Origin of the sequence: Nostoc sp. TCL240-02, assembly GCF_013343235.1 — a bacterium.
Lineage (GTDB): Bacteria > Cyanobacteriota > Cyanobacteriia > Cyanobacteriales > Nostocaceae > Nostoc.
Genome location: NZ_CP040094.1, coordinates 7,358,620 through 7,375,813, shown reverse-complemented (window position 1 = coordinate 7,375,813; position 17,194 = coordinate 7,358,620). Strand labels below are relative to the sequence as shown.

16 protein-coding genes are annotated in these 17,194 nt (G+C 40.4%); 3 read left to right on the top strand and 13 right to left on the bottom strand.

Annotated features, from left to right (window positions below):
• Positions 1-67: 67 nt before the first annotated feature.
• Entirely contained in the window at positions 68-3,052 is a 2,985-nt protein-coding gene (locus FBB35_RS31600) for a valine--tRNA ligase (protein WP_174712905.1), read from the bottom strand.
• Positions 3,053-3,183: 131 nt separating this feature from the next.
• Here FBB35_RS31600 and FBB35_RS31595 point away from each other — a divergent pair, with 131 nt between their 5' ends.
• The 3 genes from FBB35_RS31595 to FBB35_RS31585 all read left to right on the top strand — a co-directional run bounded on the left by FBB35_RS31595 (position 3,184) and on the right by FBB35_RS31585 (position 5,880).
• The gene (locus tag FBB35_RS31595; protein WP_174712904.1) at positions 3,184-3,573 is read left to right on the top strand and encodes a GxxExxY protein; all 390 of its coding nucleotides are present in this window, start codon (positions 3,184-3,186) and stop codon (positions 3,571-3,573) included.
• Positions 3,574-3,643: 70 nt separating this feature from the next.
• Positions 3,644-4,909, top strand: coding sequence for an MFS transporter (locus FBB35_RS31590; protein ID WP_174712903.1), 1,266 nt, complete (start codon positions 3,644-3,646; stop codon positions 4,907-4,909).
• Positions 4,910-4,923: 14 nt separating this feature from the next.
• On the top strand, positions 4,924-5,880 hold the full coding sequence (locus FBB35_RS31585) for an N-acetylglucosamine kinase (protein ID WP_174712902.1): 957 nt from the start codon (positions 4,924-4,926) through the stop codon (positions 5,878-5,880).
• 26 nt (positions 5,881-5,906) lie between these two features.
• On the opposite strand, the gene FBB35_RS31580 is transcribed toward FBB35_RS31585, so the two are convergent.
• The 12 genes from FBB35_RS31580 to FBB35_RS31525 all read right to left on the bottom strand — a co-directional run bounded on the left by FBB35_RS31580 (position 5,907) and on the right by FBB35_RS31525 (position 16,959).
• A complete protein-coding gene (locus FBB35_RS31580; protein WP_174712901.1) occupies positions 5,907-6,647 on the bottom strand; it encodes a dienelactone hydrolase family protein in 741 nt (246 codons plus the stop codon).
• 338 nt (positions 6,648-6,985) lie between these two features.
• A complete protein-coding gene (locus FBB35_RS31575; RefSeq protein ID WP_174712900.1) occupies positions 6,986-8,500 on the bottom strand; it encodes a GH3 auxin-responsive promoter family protein in 1,515 nt (504 codons plus the stop codon).
• Positions 8,500-9,108 (bottom strand): acyl transferase, encoded by a 609-nt coding sequence (locus tag FBB35_RS31570; RefSeq protein WP_174712899.1) that lies wholly within the window; start codon positions 9,106-9,108, stop codon positions 8,500-8,502. The genes FBB35_RS31575 and FBB35_RS31570 overlap by 1 nt, the downstream gene beginning before the upstream one ends.
• A complete protein-coding gene (locus FBB35_RS31565; protein WP_174712898.1) occupies positions 9,105-9,857 on the bottom strand; it encodes a sterol desaturase family protein in 753 nt (250 codons plus the stop codon). Before FBB35_RS31565 ends, FBB35_RS31570 begins: the two co-directional genes overlap by 4 nt.
• Before the next feature lie 42 nt (positions 9,858-9,899).
• Entirely contained in the window at positions 9,900-10,922 is a 1,023-nt protein-coding gene (locus FBB35_RS31560; protein WP_174713845.1) for an aromatic ring-hydroxylating dioxygenase subunit alpha, read from the bottom strand.
• 37 nt (positions 10,923-10,959) lie between these two features.
• Positions 10,960-11,253, bottom strand: coding sequence for a 2Fe-2S iron-sulfur cluster-binding protein (locus FBB35_RS31555; protein ID WP_174712897.1), 294 nt, complete (start codon positions 11,251-11,253; stop codon positions 10,960-10,962).
• 71 nt (positions 11,254-11,324) lie between these two features.
• Positions 11,325-11,816 (bottom strand): hypothetical protein, encoded by a 492-nt coding sequence (locus tag FBB35_RS31550; RefSeq protein WP_174712896.1) that lies wholly within the window; start codon positions 11,814-11,816, stop codon positions 11,325-11,327.
• Positions 11,813-12,922, bottom strand: a complete 1,110-nt coding sequence (locus FBB35_RS31545; protein WP_174712895.1) for an AAA family ATPase — start codon at positions 12,920-12,922, stop codon at positions 11,813-11,815. Before FBB35_RS31545 ends, FBB35_RS31550 begins: the two co-directional genes overlap by 4 nt.
• 140 nt (positions 12,923-13,062) lie before the next feature.
• Complete coding sequence (locus FBB35_RS31540; RefSeq protein ID WP_174712894.1) at positions 13,063-14,223, bottom strand: P-aminobenzoate N-oxygenase AurF; 1,161 nt, start codon at positions 14,221-14,223, stop codon at positions 13,063-13,065.
• Between the two features lie 39 nt (positions 14,224-14,262).
• Positions 14,263-15,168, bottom strand: a complete 906-nt coding sequence (locus FBB35_RS31535; protein ID WP_174712893.1) for a ferritin-like domain-containing protein — start codon at positions 15,166-15,168, stop codon at positions 14,263-14,265.
• Positions 15,152-16,213 carry an aromatic ring-hydroxylating dioxygenase subunit alpha gene (locus FBB35_RS31530; RefSeq protein ID WP_174712892.1) on the bottom strand — a complete coding sequence of 354 codons (1,062 nt, stop codon included), beginning with the start codon at positions 16,211-16,213 and terminating at the stop codon, positions 15,152-15,154. Before FBB35_RS31530 ends, FBB35_RS31535 begins: the two co-directional genes overlap by 17 nt.
• Positions 16,214-16,218: 5 nt before the next feature.
• Positions 16,219-16,959 carry a hypothetical protein gene (locus FBB35_RS31525; protein ID WP_174712891.1) on the bottom strand — a complete coding sequence of 247 codons (741 nt, stop codon included), beginning with the start codon at positions 16,957-16,959 and terminating at the stop codon, positions 16,219-16,221.
• Positions 16,960-17,194: the final 235 nt, after the last annotated feature.

Here is a 17,194-nt window from a genome sequence, read left to right as displayed (position 1 = left end):
TGGGTAATCGAGAATTATTGACACTCTCATTACCCATTACAGTTATCCTAAGTCATGCAGGCGATACCTAAGACAACGCCTTTAGGCGATCGCGCAAAATTTCAGCTTGTTTTTGTGCTTCTGCTAAGGCATCCCGCGCTCCCTCTACCACATCGGCTCTGGCTCTATCCACAAAACTAGGGTTGTTTAATCTGGTACTGAGGGATTGAACTTCGGCTTCAGCTTTACTTAGGCTTTTCTCTAGTTTGGCACGCACAGCTTCAATATCCACTACGCCATTAAGAGGAATTAGCACTTGTATTGTACCAATTACACCAGCGATCGCATTTTCTGGTTCTTGTAGTTGTTGTGATTCTGTCTGTGGGAAAAAGCGTCCCCATAACCTAAGCCTCGCTTGAGCGGTTAGCAAATTTTGGCTAACAAACCAAGCTGTGTAACCAAAACCCACCATTTCAAAGAAAGTTCCGACTAAGGGAATGTCATCAATGGCATTTCCCGCAGCTAAACCCAATCTACCAAAGACAATGGCCACAAGAACTAAGGCAATTATCTTCAAACCCCTCTGAGGTTTTTTAGCAGCAATAGTTTGGCTTTTTTCTTTGTCAGTAATAGTTAAAGTCTCAACTTTCGCCAAATCTTTAATATAAGACTGTCCAGCAGTGAGGATTTCCCGCTCCTTTTCACTTTCAGTTTGCAAATTCGCTGTCACTTTTACCCCTGGCTTAATATCCGCTTCTGCGCGCAAATTCCGAATTGTGCGGATAGTAGCAATCAGTAATTCAAACTGTTCTTCTAAAGCTAAATCAATTAAATTTGCATCTATCTGAGGATAGATTTGCAATGGTAAAGTTTGTAGAGAATCTGCTGGTTGTTGGGTGAGAGTTTGCCAAATTTCTTCGGTGATATGAGGCATGAAGGGATGAAGCAGTTTCAAAACTCCTTCCAGCACGTAACCGAGGGTTTGCTGTGCTACCCGCCGTGATGCGGGCTCGGCATCTGCTTGCAATCTGGATTTTGCTAGTTCAATATACTGATCGCAGAAATCACCCCAAATAAACTCGTAGAGTCCTTTTGCTGCTTCCCCTAAACCGTAATTATTGATGTAATTAGTGGTTTGTTTGACAACTTGATGATACCGCGAGATGATCCAGCGATCGCTCAATTCTGTGGCTACTGGATTCCCTAATTGTTGCGGCGTTTGTCCATCCAAATTCATCATCACAAACCGGGCTGCGTTCCACAACTTATTTGCAAAGTTGCGGGATGCCTCTACAGATGCTGATTCATCCTTTTTGCGATCGTATTCTAAGCGGATATCTTGACCCGCGCCAGCCACTTCCCTAATTAGGGTATAGCGCAGGGCATCAGTACCATATTTGTCAATTAATAACAATGGATCAATGCCATTACCTTTGGTCTTTGACATCTTCTGACCTTTTTCATCCAGCACCAAGCCGTGGATGTAAACTGTTTTGAAAGGCATTTGCTGCGTAAAATGCCCAGCCATCATTGTCATTCTAGCTACCCAGAAAAAGATGATGTCAAAGCCTGTCACCAAAGTAGTAGTCGGGTAGTAAGTTGCTAAATCCTGAGTTTGTTCCGGCCAGCCTAAAGTCGAAAACGGCCAGAGTCCAGAAGAAAACCAAGTATCTAGCACATCTGGGTCTTGTTCTAACTTGACATTTTCGCCAAATTGTGATTTAGCTTTTTCCCAAGCTTCGCTTTCTGATTTTGCTACTATAAACGGCGTGTTATCGGTAATTTGCCCATCCGTTTCACTGATAGCGTACCAAGCCGGAATTTGGTGTCCCCACCATAATTGGCGAGAGATACACCAATCTTTGAGTTTTACTAGCCAATCACGATACACCTTAGTCCAGCGTTGAGGGACAAACTCTGGCGAAGTTTGCTGGTCGAGGAATTCCAGAGTGTTATCAGCTAGGGGGCGAATTTTGACAAACCACTGAGTTGAGAGGAGGGGTTCAATAGGTACTTTACCGCGATCGCTGTAGGGAACGGTATGTTTATAATCTTCTATTTTCACCAAAAAGCCATCTGCTTCTAGGCGAGAAACCACATTTTTTCTCGCAACAAAGCGGTCTTGTCCTTGAAACTCACCAGCATTGGCGTTGAGAGTGCCGTCTTTGTTCATAATGTTGATTAACGGCAGATTGTGACGCTTACCCATGTCAAAATCGTTCGGGTCATGGGCGGGAGTCACCTTCACGCAACCTGTGCCAAAGGTGGGATCAACGAATTCATCGCCAATAATGGGAATTTCTCGTTGTAGAATTGGCAGAGTTAGAGTTTTGCCAATGAGATGTTTGTAGCGATCGTCATTGGGATTAACTGCTACTGCTGTATCGCCCAGCATCGTTTCTGGTCGAGTTGTCGCTACCTCTACAAAACCGGAACCATCGGTGAGGGGATAGCGGAAGTGCCAGAGATTTCCATTCACCTCTTGATTTTCCACTTCCACGTCAGACACAGCCGACTGGGAAGCTGGACACCAGTTAACTAAATATTCACCACGATAAATTAAGCCTTCCTCGTAGAGGCAAGTAAATGCCTCGACAACAGCTTTAGATAAACCCTCATCCAGGGTAAACCTTTCCCGTGACCAGTCCACCGAGACACCCAAGCGTCGTAGCTGATTCAGAATCGTTCCCTCAGACTCCGCTTTCCATTGCCAAGCGCGTTCTAGGAAGTTCTCGCGCCCCAATTCGTAGCGAGTCTTACCCTCTTTTTTGAGTTGCTTTTCCAGCATAGAATGCACAGCAATGCTGGCGTGGTCAGTTCCGGGTAGCCATAGGGTATTGCGTCCCTGCATCCGGTGGTAGCGCACGAGGGTATCAATTAGGGCACTTTCAAAGGCGTGACCCATGTGTAAGCTGCCGGTGACATTTGGGGGGGGAATGACGATGCAGTAGGGTTCGCCGCCTTTGGTGGGGTCAGCTTTGTAAACTTGGTTGTCTTCCCAGAATTTTTGCCACTTGGCTTCGGTGGAAAAGGGGTCGTAGAGACTAGGGAGATTGGGAATGGTTGCGGTCATGCTGGGAAAACTAAGGAAGGACTTTTATAAATTTTGCCATAGGGTTGGAGGGGGATTATGGAAACGAACCGCGTTCGCGCTTCGCGTCTCGTAGAGAAGGCGCGAAGTACGCGAAGGAAGAGGAAAGAAGGATGAGGCAGTTTGGTGATGAGCCGGAGAAGCTAGTGTATGCTGTGATTGGCGCAGCGATTGAGGTACATAGGATGTTGGGGCCAGGATTTTTGGAGGAGGTGTATCACAAGGCGCTAAAACTGGAATTTATAATGCGTGGAATACCTCATAAATCTAAACATCCAGTGGCAGTGGAATATAAAGGGCATCCCGTTGGCGAGGGACAATTAGATTTTCTCGTTGGTGATGTTGTAGTTGTTGAATTAAAAGCCGTTCAAAACCTAGCTCCTATCCATGAATCCCAAGTCATCTCTTACCTCAAAATGACCAAACATCCCCTTGCCCTTCTAATCAACTTTAACGTCCCCATCCTAAAACAAGGCATCAAACGCATTATCCTCTCTTCTTAACTCTTCCTTCGTGTACTTCGTGCCTTCTCTACGAGACGCGAAGCGCGAACGCGGTTCGTTCCCCAAATCCATGAAACACCAAACAACCTCCCCTTGGAAATTCATTCCCACCCTCTATTTCACCTCCGGCATCCCTTACATTATCATCAACACAGTTTCCGTAATCTTTTACAAAAAACTCGGAATCGATAACGCCCAAATTGCCCTTTGGACAAGCTTCCTCTATCTACCTTGGGTCATCAAAATGTTTTGGGCCCCAATCATTGATATTTACTCTACCAAACGCAAATGGATACTCTATACCCAATTTGCCATGTTCGCTTGTTTGGGTTTAATAGCCTTCTCCCTACAACTGCCAAATTTCTTTTTCATCTCCCTTGTAGCATTAACAATAGGAGCATTTATTTCTGCAACTTATGACATTGCTACAGATGGCTTCTACCTCCTCGCCTTATCTCCAGAACAACAAGCCTTCTTTGTCGGCATTCGCTCACTGTTTTATAGAATGGCTGTTATCTTCGGTTCAGGAATATTAGTCGTCTTAGCAGGTCAGCTTGAAGTATCTCTCAACAACATTCCTTTAAGCTGGACTATTGCTATTGGATTCTCAGCTTTAATTTTAGCAATCCTGTTTATTTCCCATCGCTTAATTTTACCATTACCGGAATCAGATAACCAACGGCAAATACAAGTTAGAGAAAATATACCATTTTGGTCTATCATTAGCTCATATTTTGCTCAAGATAAAATTATCAGTATTATAGCTTTTATCTTGCTCTACAGATTTGGCGAAGCGATGCTTGTCAAGATAGCCTCTTTGTTTTTATTGGACAAACCAGAAGTAGGAGGCTTAGGGCTATCAACGTCAGATGTTGGGCTAGTATACGGTACTTTTGGGGTAATCTCCCTGATTTGTGGAGGAATTTTAGGAGGATTGCTAATTTCAAAATATGGATTAAAAAAGTGTCTATTTCCTATGGCTTTGGCATTAAACTTGCCTGATATATTTTATGTATATATGGCTTATGCTAAACCTTCGTTAAAATTAATATATCCCTTGGTTTCATTAGAGCAATTTGGGTATGGTTTTGGATTTACAGCTTTTAGCGTTTATTTAATGTATATTTGCCAAGGCGAATATAAAACTTCTCATTTTGCCATATCCACTGGCATTATGGCTTTAGGAATGATGTTACCTGGATTAGTTAGCGGTTATCTCCAAAAGTCTTTTGGCTATCCATTATTTTTTGTCTTGGTTTGTTTGTTTACTATTCCTGGGATGATTGCTATCTTTTTTATTCCTTTGAAGGAAGAATCGAAGCATCAAAATCAGTAATCTTATTACAACCCATGAGTTATGTTTTAGGAATAGATGGCGGTGGAAGCAAGACTGTTTGTGTTTTAATGAATGACTTGCGTCAAGTGCTAGGTTACGGTGAAGCAGGCCCATCGAATTATCAAAGTATAGGTATTGAAGCAACTTTAGAATCTATTAAATCTGCAATTAAAAATGCGGTTGAGGCAGCAATAATTACAAATACTGTGAATATTGATGCGATATGTCTGGGTTTAGCAGGTGTAGGTCGTGCAACAGATATCGAAGTAGTGAAAGGTTTAGTTAAAGAGTTACAGAATAATAAATTGCCTATTAATTGGGCATTACAACCAGAGAATATTGTAATTTGTAACGATGCTTTAATTGCTTTAGTTGGTGGAATTGGTCAGTCTGTAGGAATTGTGGTTGCAGCAGGTACTGGTTCGATAGTTTTCGGACGAAATCTTGAAGGACATACTAAGCGAGTCGGCGGCTGGGGGTATATTCTAGGAGATGAAGGTAGCGCTTATAAAATTGCGATCGCAGGCATGAACGCAGCATTAAAATCTTATGATGGACGGGAGATATCAACGAGTTTGGTAGAGGATTTCAAACAGCATCTTGATTTGGAAAGTATAGAAGATTTAATAGAATTAATATATCGGCGAGAATGGGGAGTTAAACAGATTGCGGCTTTAGCACCAGTTGTAGATTTGGCAGCAGCGTCAGGTGATATTGTAGCGAATATCATAATTGATGATGCTGTAAAAGAGTTAGTAAAAGCTACATTTACAGTAATTGATGCAATTTTTAATGCTGACTCAGTTTTAAAGGTAGTCACAACGGGAAGTGTATGGCGCGGTAGATGCAAGATCCATGAAAGATTTGCAGCGTCTCTTGTTAAAAATTTTCCTAATGTAAATGTGATTTTTCCGAGGTATGAACCTGCTTATGGTGCTGGGTTATTAGCTTTGCAGACAACTCAGAATTGACGCGAAGAAAGCAACAATAGTAGTTTTCATTTTGCAAATATGCGCCCCAAGAAAGTTATTATTTCAGACCAAGCTGCGGTGGTAGCACTAGAATCATAACGATAACCGTCGTCGCGCATGAATGTATGTTCTGCTTCATACAAGAAAACTTTGTGAGGGATGTTAGCGTTCTCAATTGCTTTGATTATGGTTTTGCGATCGCTATCTGGTATATGAGGGTCAAGAGTACCAAACACCATTAGCATCTCGCCTTTGATTTCACTTACTCTCTGGATTGTATCGGCTACCTCTTTACCCAGTTTGCCACTGGGAATACCAGTAGGGTAACAGCAAACGGCAGCCCGAATTTCGCTTTGAAATGCTGCGCGGAATGCTAAATGTCCACCAATACAAAAGCCTAAAGTGCCTATATGGTTTGGGGAAATCGCACTCTCTGCTTTTAGAAATTCAATCACAGCAAGGCAATCAGCATCATAATCAGCTACGGAGGTTCGACGCGCATCGTCATTTCCCCGCATCCTTCCCAGATCGTCTGGCTCTATTACTAAACCAACTGGCTCAATTCGGTGAAAAATTTCTGGTGCTGCTACTACATAGCCATATCCTGCTAAGTAGTTAGCAAGACGAATCATTGGATCGCCTAGCTGATAAATATCACTGTAAAAGACAATACCAGCGTATTTTCCTGCTGCTTTAGGAGCCGCAACATAAACACGCATCAAACTGCCATCGACTCTTAACTCAACGTTGCGCTTAGTAATTTGCACTTTTTTGTCTCCGTGTATATCAATATGGCATCTAGCGATCGCCTTATCGCAATAATCCGCTTAGATATGCCTTAGCGTTGCGGGACGAACATTTCATGTCTTTTATATTGAACTGGTTGTAGTATTCTTCTACATTTTTCAAAATCTACAGAACGAAATTCTATTAATTTATTAATAGTAAAAAACATCTTATCTCCGGGACGTACATCTTTATGCTGATACGAATGTGTTTTTTAATACTTAGATATTTTCAATAAATAAATTATCCAAAGAAACTTACCACAGAAGTGATCGCAGATAATGACTGTTGGAAAATTGCTAAACAGGTAAGGGATTAGCTATTTCTGAGCAATTTGCAACTTCAACTCTTGTAAAAGTTCATTGCTAATAGGTGATGTTGCCAGAATTGGATGCTTAATACCTCCCCAAATACTTCCAGTGCGGATACGATGGGAAACTAAAACTTCAGGAATTTGATTAGAGATTAAAACCTGTGGTGGTACAAGTTGGCCGAGGGTTCTAGCTCTCTGGTAATGATATGATTCTGATAAAGCCAAATCCAGTTGTTCGGCAATAATTTCTGGGCTTTCTTTTGCCGAATCTAGTAATAAAATATAGTGGGGAGGATTGGCAATTGGCATCAAACTTTTAAAATTAGTTTCTTGCAAGTTCAACATAGTCAGAGCGTTATTTACCAAAGTTTCTTGCAACTTTTCGCCCACCAAATCGCTAACGGCTTGATGTCGTCCGAGAAACTCTAAACAGGGAGTGTGGCGATAGTAATGAGTTACTCGGATGCGATCGCCAATTCGATAACGATACAATCCCCCTTTTTGGGATAAAATAATCGTGTATTCCTTGCCAGTGTGGAGTTCATGTAAACCATACAAGGAACCAGCCTCATCCTCAAACTCGAAAAAAACTTCATCAAGAACTGGCACACATCCTCCAGCGACAATCAACGGAATCGTTATTGGGGCTTCCGTTGCTAGTAATCCCTTACCTTGAATTAATACACTTGGAAATTGCAAACGTAATCCCTGAGCCTGATCTGCTGCATTAGCGCTATCCCAGCAAGAAATCAGCTTCAAATTTGGCCAGAGTTGCAGCCAGGGAATATTACTTTCGCACAGGAGTTGCAGGCGATGAGGTGAAATCCGGTTGTGTAATTTCGTTCGCAAGAAATCCTGATTTTCTTGAATATATTTTAAATGTACTTGCAGAAAACTAGGACTCCAAATAGAAATAATTTCTAGTTTTTCTGCCTCTAATAATGCCAAAGCCAGTTGATGTTTAAACAAGTTCGCATCATGCAGCCGATTAAGTTTATTTGGCATCACCAACCAAGGACGTAAAAACCAACGCAACCAGCCATCTAAATAATCTAAATCGTTCTGTAAAGTTTGGCTATCAGCTACATTTAATTGCGGCGAGATACAAGCATAAATCTTGCCTGTGGAAAATTTCGGACCATGTACAATCAAATCATGCGCCCATACACAGAACATTTGATTAAACGATCGCCGCAAAGATTGAGTATAAGGAATCCATTTTACAGCCCCACTACTACCGGAGGTTTTTTCATAGAACAAAATGGGTTCTGGTGTCAGAGAAATTTGCTGATGTTTTTGATTTAAGTAGAGTTCGAGCGCATCATAATCTACAATTGGTACACGCTGCCAATCGTCTACAGAATGAATCCCCAAGGTTTTACCATACTCACTTTTGATTAGGCGATCGCAAATTTCCCTTTTTACAGATGTCTGCATTAACTCTGGCTTATCCAAAGCTCGATAAAATCGCCTCGCAGTTGGCGCGAGGATTTGCCCAAAAAGCTGAATAATCGGACGCATTATTGCACCTTTTGATTAGGATAAAGGTTGGTGGCTGCTGGTACATAAGAACCATCAGCAACGACTACACCGGGAGCAAGATGAGATCCAGCACCGACAAAAACATTGCTGCCAATCTGGACTTTTTTGACATACAACATTAAATTTTGCTTGCGGGGTTTAATAATGTGAGAATAGATCCCGACACCATGCCCGATAACGACGCGATCGCCAATTTCTAATAAACTGCGATCGGCAATCTCCAATCTTGTTGTCCAGTATACATCTCGCCCCACTTTAGCACCCCACAATCGCAACCAACAGGAAAATACCCCCGGAATCAGTCGCAGCACTGCTTCCAACACCGGAATTGCAATATAAATTACCTGGATTTGATGACTACCCCACCAAGGACTATATTCTTCACCTAGTAGATAACTAATACCCTCGCGCACAGGATAAACCCATTCATGTAAGCGGTAAACTAGCACTGGTAGCCCATAAATAGAAAGCAACACCGCCAGAATGCTGAAGATATTGGGTGAATAGGCGAGGTATATTATTGCTGCACCAGTTAGCAATAATATAAAGGTGGGAAAAAACGAAAGAATTTTGCTGATAACTGTCATGCAAATGGAAATAAAAGTTTTTGGAACAAGTTTAATGAGATAGGAATTCCAATTATAGATGGCAATTTTTCGCTTTCATAATATGTTCCATGTAACTTATCCCAAATTTTCAGATTAGCTCCATAGTTATAATTGTGGACTTCGCTGCAATGATGCCAAGCATGATCCTGTGGTAAGATTAACCAAGAAGATAAAAATTGATATAACCTAGTATTTGCAGGGATCATCAAGCGGCTATGTCGCCATAAATCTAAGGCAGAAGTTAGACTGACTCCAAGTAAATAACCTGTGGGATCGGCTAACAGATATACAAATAGAGTGTGTATCCATAAATATATAATTAACAAACTTGTCCAAAGTGTGTTGCGAGAAGTTCCTAATACATCCATCTGAGTAACAGTATGATGGACTTGATGAACTTTCCACAACAATTTAGTATGCAATAAACGATGATTCCAATAATAGAAATAATCAACTACAATAAAATTGATGATAAAAGTCGGTATTACTGTTAGTTTTAAATTTCCTTGGTGAAGCGGGAATAAATGTTGATATAGCGAATAAACTAAAGTAGCTTGTAGTAAGGGAATAAAAATTCCTTGAATCGTTAATCCTGTACCATCTAGCAACCAATCTTCACGAGTTTTTAGTTTAAATTGAGTTCGTCCAAGCTGATTGGTAATAGTCCAACTAACTAATCCGATAAAAGTACCAAAAATTAGTAATTGTGCAAAGCTTTGTATTTCCACTTTTGATTGCTCACACTGATATTGATTAATTACGAATTATTTTTAAACCCAAAATGCAACTTCTACTGATTGATTTGGCAATAAACGTGGATCTTCTCCACGAGATATAGCCGCTATAATTGACTCTACAAATATATGAATTGTGTCCGCAGGCGTATTATAAAATTGTGTCCCGTATTTAGCGATCGCTTCTCCCTGAATACCCAAAATTTCCACGTCTTGGCGGATAATATGTTGAGCAGTCCACCGCACAAAGGGACGCGCTAATTTATTCCAGATACCATAGTTATAGGTGACATCGGTGTAAACCAGAGTTGAATTATCATTTTCTGGAATAGATTGACTGGTAATGAACAAATGGCGATTATGTGCCATCTTATACTCTACAGAGGTAATATTGGGCATATAAAAGCGATCGCTATGTTTAATCTCTGCATTCTGCAAATTCAGAAAACGGCTGTACCATCCCAAATTACTATTTTCCTTGCGATACTCCACCAAAACCGAACCATTGCAGCGTTCTACAGTCATCTCTAACTTTTGTTGGCGGGAAGTACGGAAAACCCCAGGATGAACAAAAGCCGTATGGGGAATATCAATAAAGTTCTCCGCACAATTAGTAACTTTGTTAGCAAAACGGTTAATTACTCGTACCGTTTCCCATCCTCTTTGTCCGTAGTTAGGCATAGAAAAGGGTTCAAAATTAATACTTGGGGTATCGGCTAACCGCACATAAACATAGCCATCCTGTTCTTTGGTAGCGTAACTCTTGGCTCGACGCTGTGGCGAAGGTTTAAAGTCATCTCCTTCGGCTGGAACAGCAATCACGTTTCCAACCCCGTCATATACCCAACCATGATAGGGACATTGTAAAGCACCGTCACAGATTTTACCTGATGATAGACGGCTATTGCGGTGTAAACAGCGATCGCGCAAAGCTACGGGTTGTCCATCTTCATCGCGAAATATCGCTAACCATTCTCCTAAAATGCTACGTGATAATACCTTGTTAGGTTGTAGTTGGTTGCTGAGTGCGACAATATACCAAAAGTCTGCAAATTGCATAGTGGGTGAGAGCGATCGTATTTGAATTATGGCAACCTCAGAAGCCAATATTCCTGCGAATTTCAACATTATCTGTAACATCAACCTGACAAGCTAACCGCGCATGAGGATGATTAGCTGCTAACATCTCCAACATTTCCTGCTCATCAGGTTTAGGAGGAGAAATATTACCAACAACCTCAACCAAACAAGTGCCACAAATACCAGTCCGACAACCAAACAAAACAGGTGAATTCTGAATCGTGAGATGTTCAGACAAATTTTGATATAGTTGCAGAGTCAGGGAAGGGTAATCAGTTCCTGGAAAAGATATCTTACAAAAGTTAGACATATATAAACATTAGCGCACTAACCACTTTTGTAAATAGTAATCTTGTAGCAGGTATCGACCATTCACCAACATTATTTCAAATTAAACAGAAATAATTTGACAGATGAAATCAGACGAACTAACTCAGTCTTATTATGTGTGAGAAGATCGTGTTCCCATAATTCATTCGTGTTATCAGAGCAATCCTTGGCAAGGGCTTCTCCGATCTTTTCAAAACTCTTGTTAATATCTCTCCTTAAACTCTCTGGTTCAGACAACACTCCAAGAACAAATACTCTATTTTTTAAATCATCTGGAATCTGATGCTTTACATAAATTAGTCTATCTTTATCTTCATCAAAATCAATCAGCAAAATTATCATTCTTTGTGGATATTGCCGCATTGTAGAGGCATAATCGTTCGTGAATTTCTCCACAACTTTTTTCCAACCACCAGCAGGCGGCAGGACTTGAATAGCGCGGCTATTGAGGTTTAGATCAAGAATAAATCCGTTCACAATCTGGCGATTAGCATCATCTTCAGGCAAGACAAAAACGTGTGGCTGATAGTGATTTACGCTCATAGTTCTATATCGCCACGAATCAAGGTATCTACAAGATCGCCTTGAATTGATAGATCACTGAGCAATCTGACCAAAGTTGGCTCTAAGTGGCTTTTTCGATCAAGTACAAAGGTATTTTCATTTGAAAACTTTCGGATTGCTTCAGGATTATGAGATGTCACTAAAATTTGGCCAACATTTCTAAATGAGCCTCGCAGTGATGTTATAAAATGTCCAATCTCTGATATGGCGAGATAGTTGTCAGGCTCGTCCCAAAAACAAAAAAGTGGGCCGTATGATTCGTTGGCAGCTAAGACAACAGCACAAAGAAAAAAGCATTTTTCCCCGTCAGACAAGGCTTCAAAGTCAACACTCAAATTCGCATTATTTTCTTGAAACCGAACAATCATGCTTTTGGAGTCTTTGCCGATTAATTCATTCAGAAAATCCTTAATATCAGGCATAACTTTAAGGAGATATTGGACAATCTGTGTGTAGGCGGCAGGATAGCGACTGAGTAACCCAGAAAACCACTCTCCGAAGTTTGAACCATCCCGTTTTGGCTCTAAAGTATCGCCGTTGGAATCTCCTGTCATTAAGCTTGGGATCGGGGCTAAAATGATCATACGAGCAAGCCAAGTCTTGAAAATCCGAAGCGGATCTGTTTCTGATTGCTCCTGAATGACTGGAAGAGCAACAAGATGCCAATCCACCAGGAACTGAGCCTCACGATTTTGTGAGCTAGTGTGAAGAGTGACTTGAGCTTCTTTTCGAGAGTAAATTGGATCTCCTGAAACTAGCAGTTGTTCTTCAAAAACTCGAAGTTCTTTAAATTTTTCCGGCAACTCTAAGGCAAGGATATATTTATATAATTTCTCGTGAAGTAATACTTCTATTTCAAACCGGATCGGAACATCAGACCTTCCACGAGTGAAATCCTTCTGCTTGACAAGTTCGCCAACTCTATTTGTACCTCGACTAATTTTCTGAAGTACCTCTAATGCATAAGCAGTAGTTGATTTACCTGAACCGTTTTTTCCAATCAAGAGAGCAGATGGCATTCCCTTTATGGTCAGTTCAAAGTTTTCTAGGCATCTGAAGTTGTGTATATACAGTCTTTGGAGCATTTGAACCTTATCTTTTTTTGTATATTATTATATATCAATTATTCTCTTCACAAAATGCAAATAAAATCAGAACAATATATTATACTCTTAATTTACATTAACTGAATTTACCCTATTCTTAATATTTTATTTGTAACAAGTCATTGCCAATTATCTGTGGAATACTTTTCAAACCCTTGAAATGCCATTTTTTGAGTTACCAAATATAGAGAAATTGAATTAGTAGCCATCAGTGACATATCCCGATTACGTTGCCAAAGATAATTGAGCTTTTCAACATACACCTGATAAGATTTCATCGCCTCTTGATGAGTTGAAAAACTGCGCTGTAACCCTTCTGACTCCTCCGTAAAACAACGCCGCATCATTTCTTTAGCATCCATATCACTCATGCCAAAAATAGGCGATCGCAACACCCGATAAATCTTCTTATACAGCGCCGGATCGTACCAAAAAATCCCGTTAATGGCAGCCGAAAAATGAAAATGATCGCGCTGACATCCCAGCAATCCTAAATTAGCAACCAGTCGCTCAAAAGCAGTCGGTGGCTTCAGGCAAGTGACAACATCGTGAGATATAATAGTCGAACTATTGAAGTGAAAACTTTCATCCATGAAGTGATAATAGGAGACTTTAGCAGGAATGGGAGCGGCTTCAGGATGGGGATGTTTTTGATAATAATTGCTGAGTTTATGCTGTACTAACTTGCCGTTTAGCGTCCGCACTCCCCGAACTGTGAAATACTGACAAGCCAAAAAAGTATTATTCGCAGAAATTAGCCCAAAGTATTGAAGTTGAATTTTTTTCCACCAAGTTTTTAGAGCATTGGTGTCAGCATAAACCATCGTTTCTGTAAAGGGGCCGCGCATCGGGTAGGTAAAGATAAGTTCCCCAAACAACGCATGTTCAACCTGTTTGGCAATTGTGCGGAAAGCGTTAATGTGCGATCGCTCTTGGGCGGATTCCAAATCTAAGGTATCGCAGATTAAGCGAAAATCTTCTTGAGCGTAAAGTCCGGCTGCACTGGTTTGATTGAAAAAGATAGTGGCAATTTCAGCAGAAACAATTTGTGAGTAGTAAGCGACCCAGTAAAGTTGGTTTAAAATTATACGCTGATGTTGGCTGGACTGTTCCCATAAAGGTGTACCATATAACAGGGAAAATTCCTCTGGGTTCCAATACTCGTTTTGACAATCCTCATAGCGAAAATTAGTGACAGCTTCATCCATTAAAGCAGTATGGTCTTGCTGTTTGTTGCGAGTGTGGTTAATTTGTAATTTACGATGAATAGTTTTTTCCATATCCGTTTTGATTTAACGCAGAGATAAGATTGATATTAATTACACACATTGATGGGCGGGGAGGGGTTGAAAGGCTCCGCGTTCTTCCAAGGTTTGCAGGATAAACTGGGCTGATTTTCCTCCCATGAGCGATCGCAATATTTGTAATCGTGTCCCGCTATGGGTTTCAGTATCCAGTTCTTCTAAAATTTGGATTTTTTGCGATCGCGTCAGATGTCCTTTTACTTGTTCAATTGCTGCTAGTAAGCTTTGCGGCCCCACCTGTACCATAAACAAAAACTGTGCCAATACATCGAGAATTGTTGTTTGACTGAATGCTGAAACAGAAGTTTGATTAAACAAGGTGGTTCCCGTAGCGTGATGACGGGATTCAGATTGTAAAAAACTGGAAAAAAGTTCTGCTAAAACTGGATGGCGGCATTCCTTAGCTAAACGTCGATAATGGCTTAAACCCCATCCTTCTAAAACGACTTGCAGTACAAATAACAAAACTGTTTTATCTGCACTTTCAACCACTTCTGATAGTAAGCGCAAAAATGGATCGTTCATGCTAGTTACTTCCATTTCTGGTAAAAAATGGCTAATTTGGTGAAGGTGGGTAGCTTCATCAGATGTAAACAATCCATAAAGCATTCGTTCTTCAACTGTTTCTGCTAACAATACCATTTTTGCCATGTAGCCAACGCCTGCTTTCTCAATCAAATATGATTCTTCTAACAAACTGCGGTTGGCAAGTTCCAGAATAGCAGATTGTTCAGTAATATTAGATTTTTGAAAAATTTGTACTCGATGTAAGTTGAAAAAATCAGCATCCCAATAATTTAATTGTGAGTAATTAGCATGATTATTTTTATTAGGTAATGCTGCTGTTAATATCCGTCGTAAACGATCATCAGAATCTGTGTGTGGCAGATTAAAACCAACAATGTTATGTTTTGAATCCATGTTCAGGGTTAGGTGTTGATAGGGTTTGAATATTTGGATAATTAATAGTGTCCCAAGTTCCCCAGGTTAAAGCTTTTTGTTGATTAACGTGCTGAATAAATTCTAGAATAGACTGATCTGCTTTAGTAGGAGTCTTCAAATCAAACTGAATTGTCTGAAATACCTGCGTATCCCCTTTTGCAAAGTAATTACCAACCTGCTGAGTTAACCATAACAAACCACGATTTAAAACCCATCCCCAAAATCCCGAACGCTTGGGAGTGACAAGAATTGTTTGCCCTTCAGTTTTCCCACCTTCTATCATTCGCAGTGTAAATATAATGTAGAAGTGCAGAAAATCTGGGCCTAGCGTCACAGTGCCAGTGCTGCCATACCAGTAACACATACTATAAGTAACTTCGTTGCGATATAGAGGACGAATCAGGCGAATTAACCAAGAATCATCCCCTCCACGTGTAGTATTACTGAAGCTAATAGCGTTGGGGTTGAGGTTTTGAGAATCAAATACAATCTCTAAAGGTAAATTGTGTACTGTATTGAAATGGTAAGCATCAATCGCATTAATTAGTAAGACATTGGGATGGCAGTTTTTGACAAATTTAGTCCCCAATATATAATCACAATCTGCTTGTTCTAATTCTGGTACAAAAGGCGACGAACTTGGCTTTTCTTCTCCTACCCAAACCCAAATTATGCCGTATTTTTCTGCCGTATGCCAAGTTTTAATACACACAGGTAGCGGTTTTCCGAGAGAAGGAACATCTACACAAATTCCGCGACTGTCATACTTCCAATTATGGAAAAAGCAACGAATTCCATCACCTTCTACCTTACCTTCTGCTAAATGAGCGCCCATGTGTGGACAATAAGCATCTACAGCGACTACCTGACTACTAACTCCCCGATAAATTGCCAGATTTCTACCTAGCAATGTTATAGCTTTCACTTTGCCAGGGTTTAATTTTTTTGATGGTAATGTCCAGTACCATCCCTCTAGAAATTGAGTTGGATTATTAAAGTTTGATTGTAGGTTTGTAGATGCCATAAAAGTTAAACAAGAACACAATCTTGCACAAATTCTAACGATGATTCTGACTCCCACATCCGTTTTCCAGCACGAGTAAGATTGTCATAGTTAATTTCGGTTAAACAAACTAATTCATCCCCTAATCGATAACCTGGGTTTTTTTCTTCAAAAAACTGGATATGGGGGTTAGTCTGTCTTCCTGTGGGGATTTCAATCAAACCCTCACGAAGAATTTGGGGATGCTGGAAATGGACTATACCAGTTGCTTCTTGGTATAAACTACCATAGTATTCGCGTGCTAAACTCACCATTAGATTTTTAATATCTGCAGGTGTTGTAACATCATAACGTGGGTAGAAATCTTGCCAAAAAGTAGGTAGAAAACGATAAGTACGAAAACCAGAGCAAATTAGCAGCCAGTAAAGTTTATTTTCTGCATAGTGTTGACGCAGAAAATTGATAGCGGCAATCCAACTACGTGGTAGTGTTGTACTTGACCAAGCACTAGGATCGACAATAGTGTCGCCAGAATACACCACACTAATTTTTTCTCCCAAAAAAGTCTTTTGGCATAACATCAGAGTTGAAAATCCTTTGAGTGCGTTGGATGTTTCATCTCTCAACAACAAAACCCAGTTTTTGCGCTCTAGATCGACTAGAAACCCATCCCAGTTTATACCTTGAAAGTGATTTTGCAGCAACGCATACATGGCAGTGCGATCGCTTGGCTGCAAATTTTGAACAGGAATCAGCAAACTCTTCATTATTCGGAAATTACCTAAAATCAATTTGTAATATGTTTGTAATTAAAACTTTATCGACCAAATTAGTAAATTTACGGTGTAATGTGACAGATTAAAAAATGGTTATTTACGCTACAATTATGCATTAACATCTCCCACCTTCTCAATCAGGTTTGGTGGGCATTTCCGATTCTACAAAATAATTCAGATATGGGTTAGGTTGAGAAACCGAGCATTACCAAAGCTTTTGTTGGGT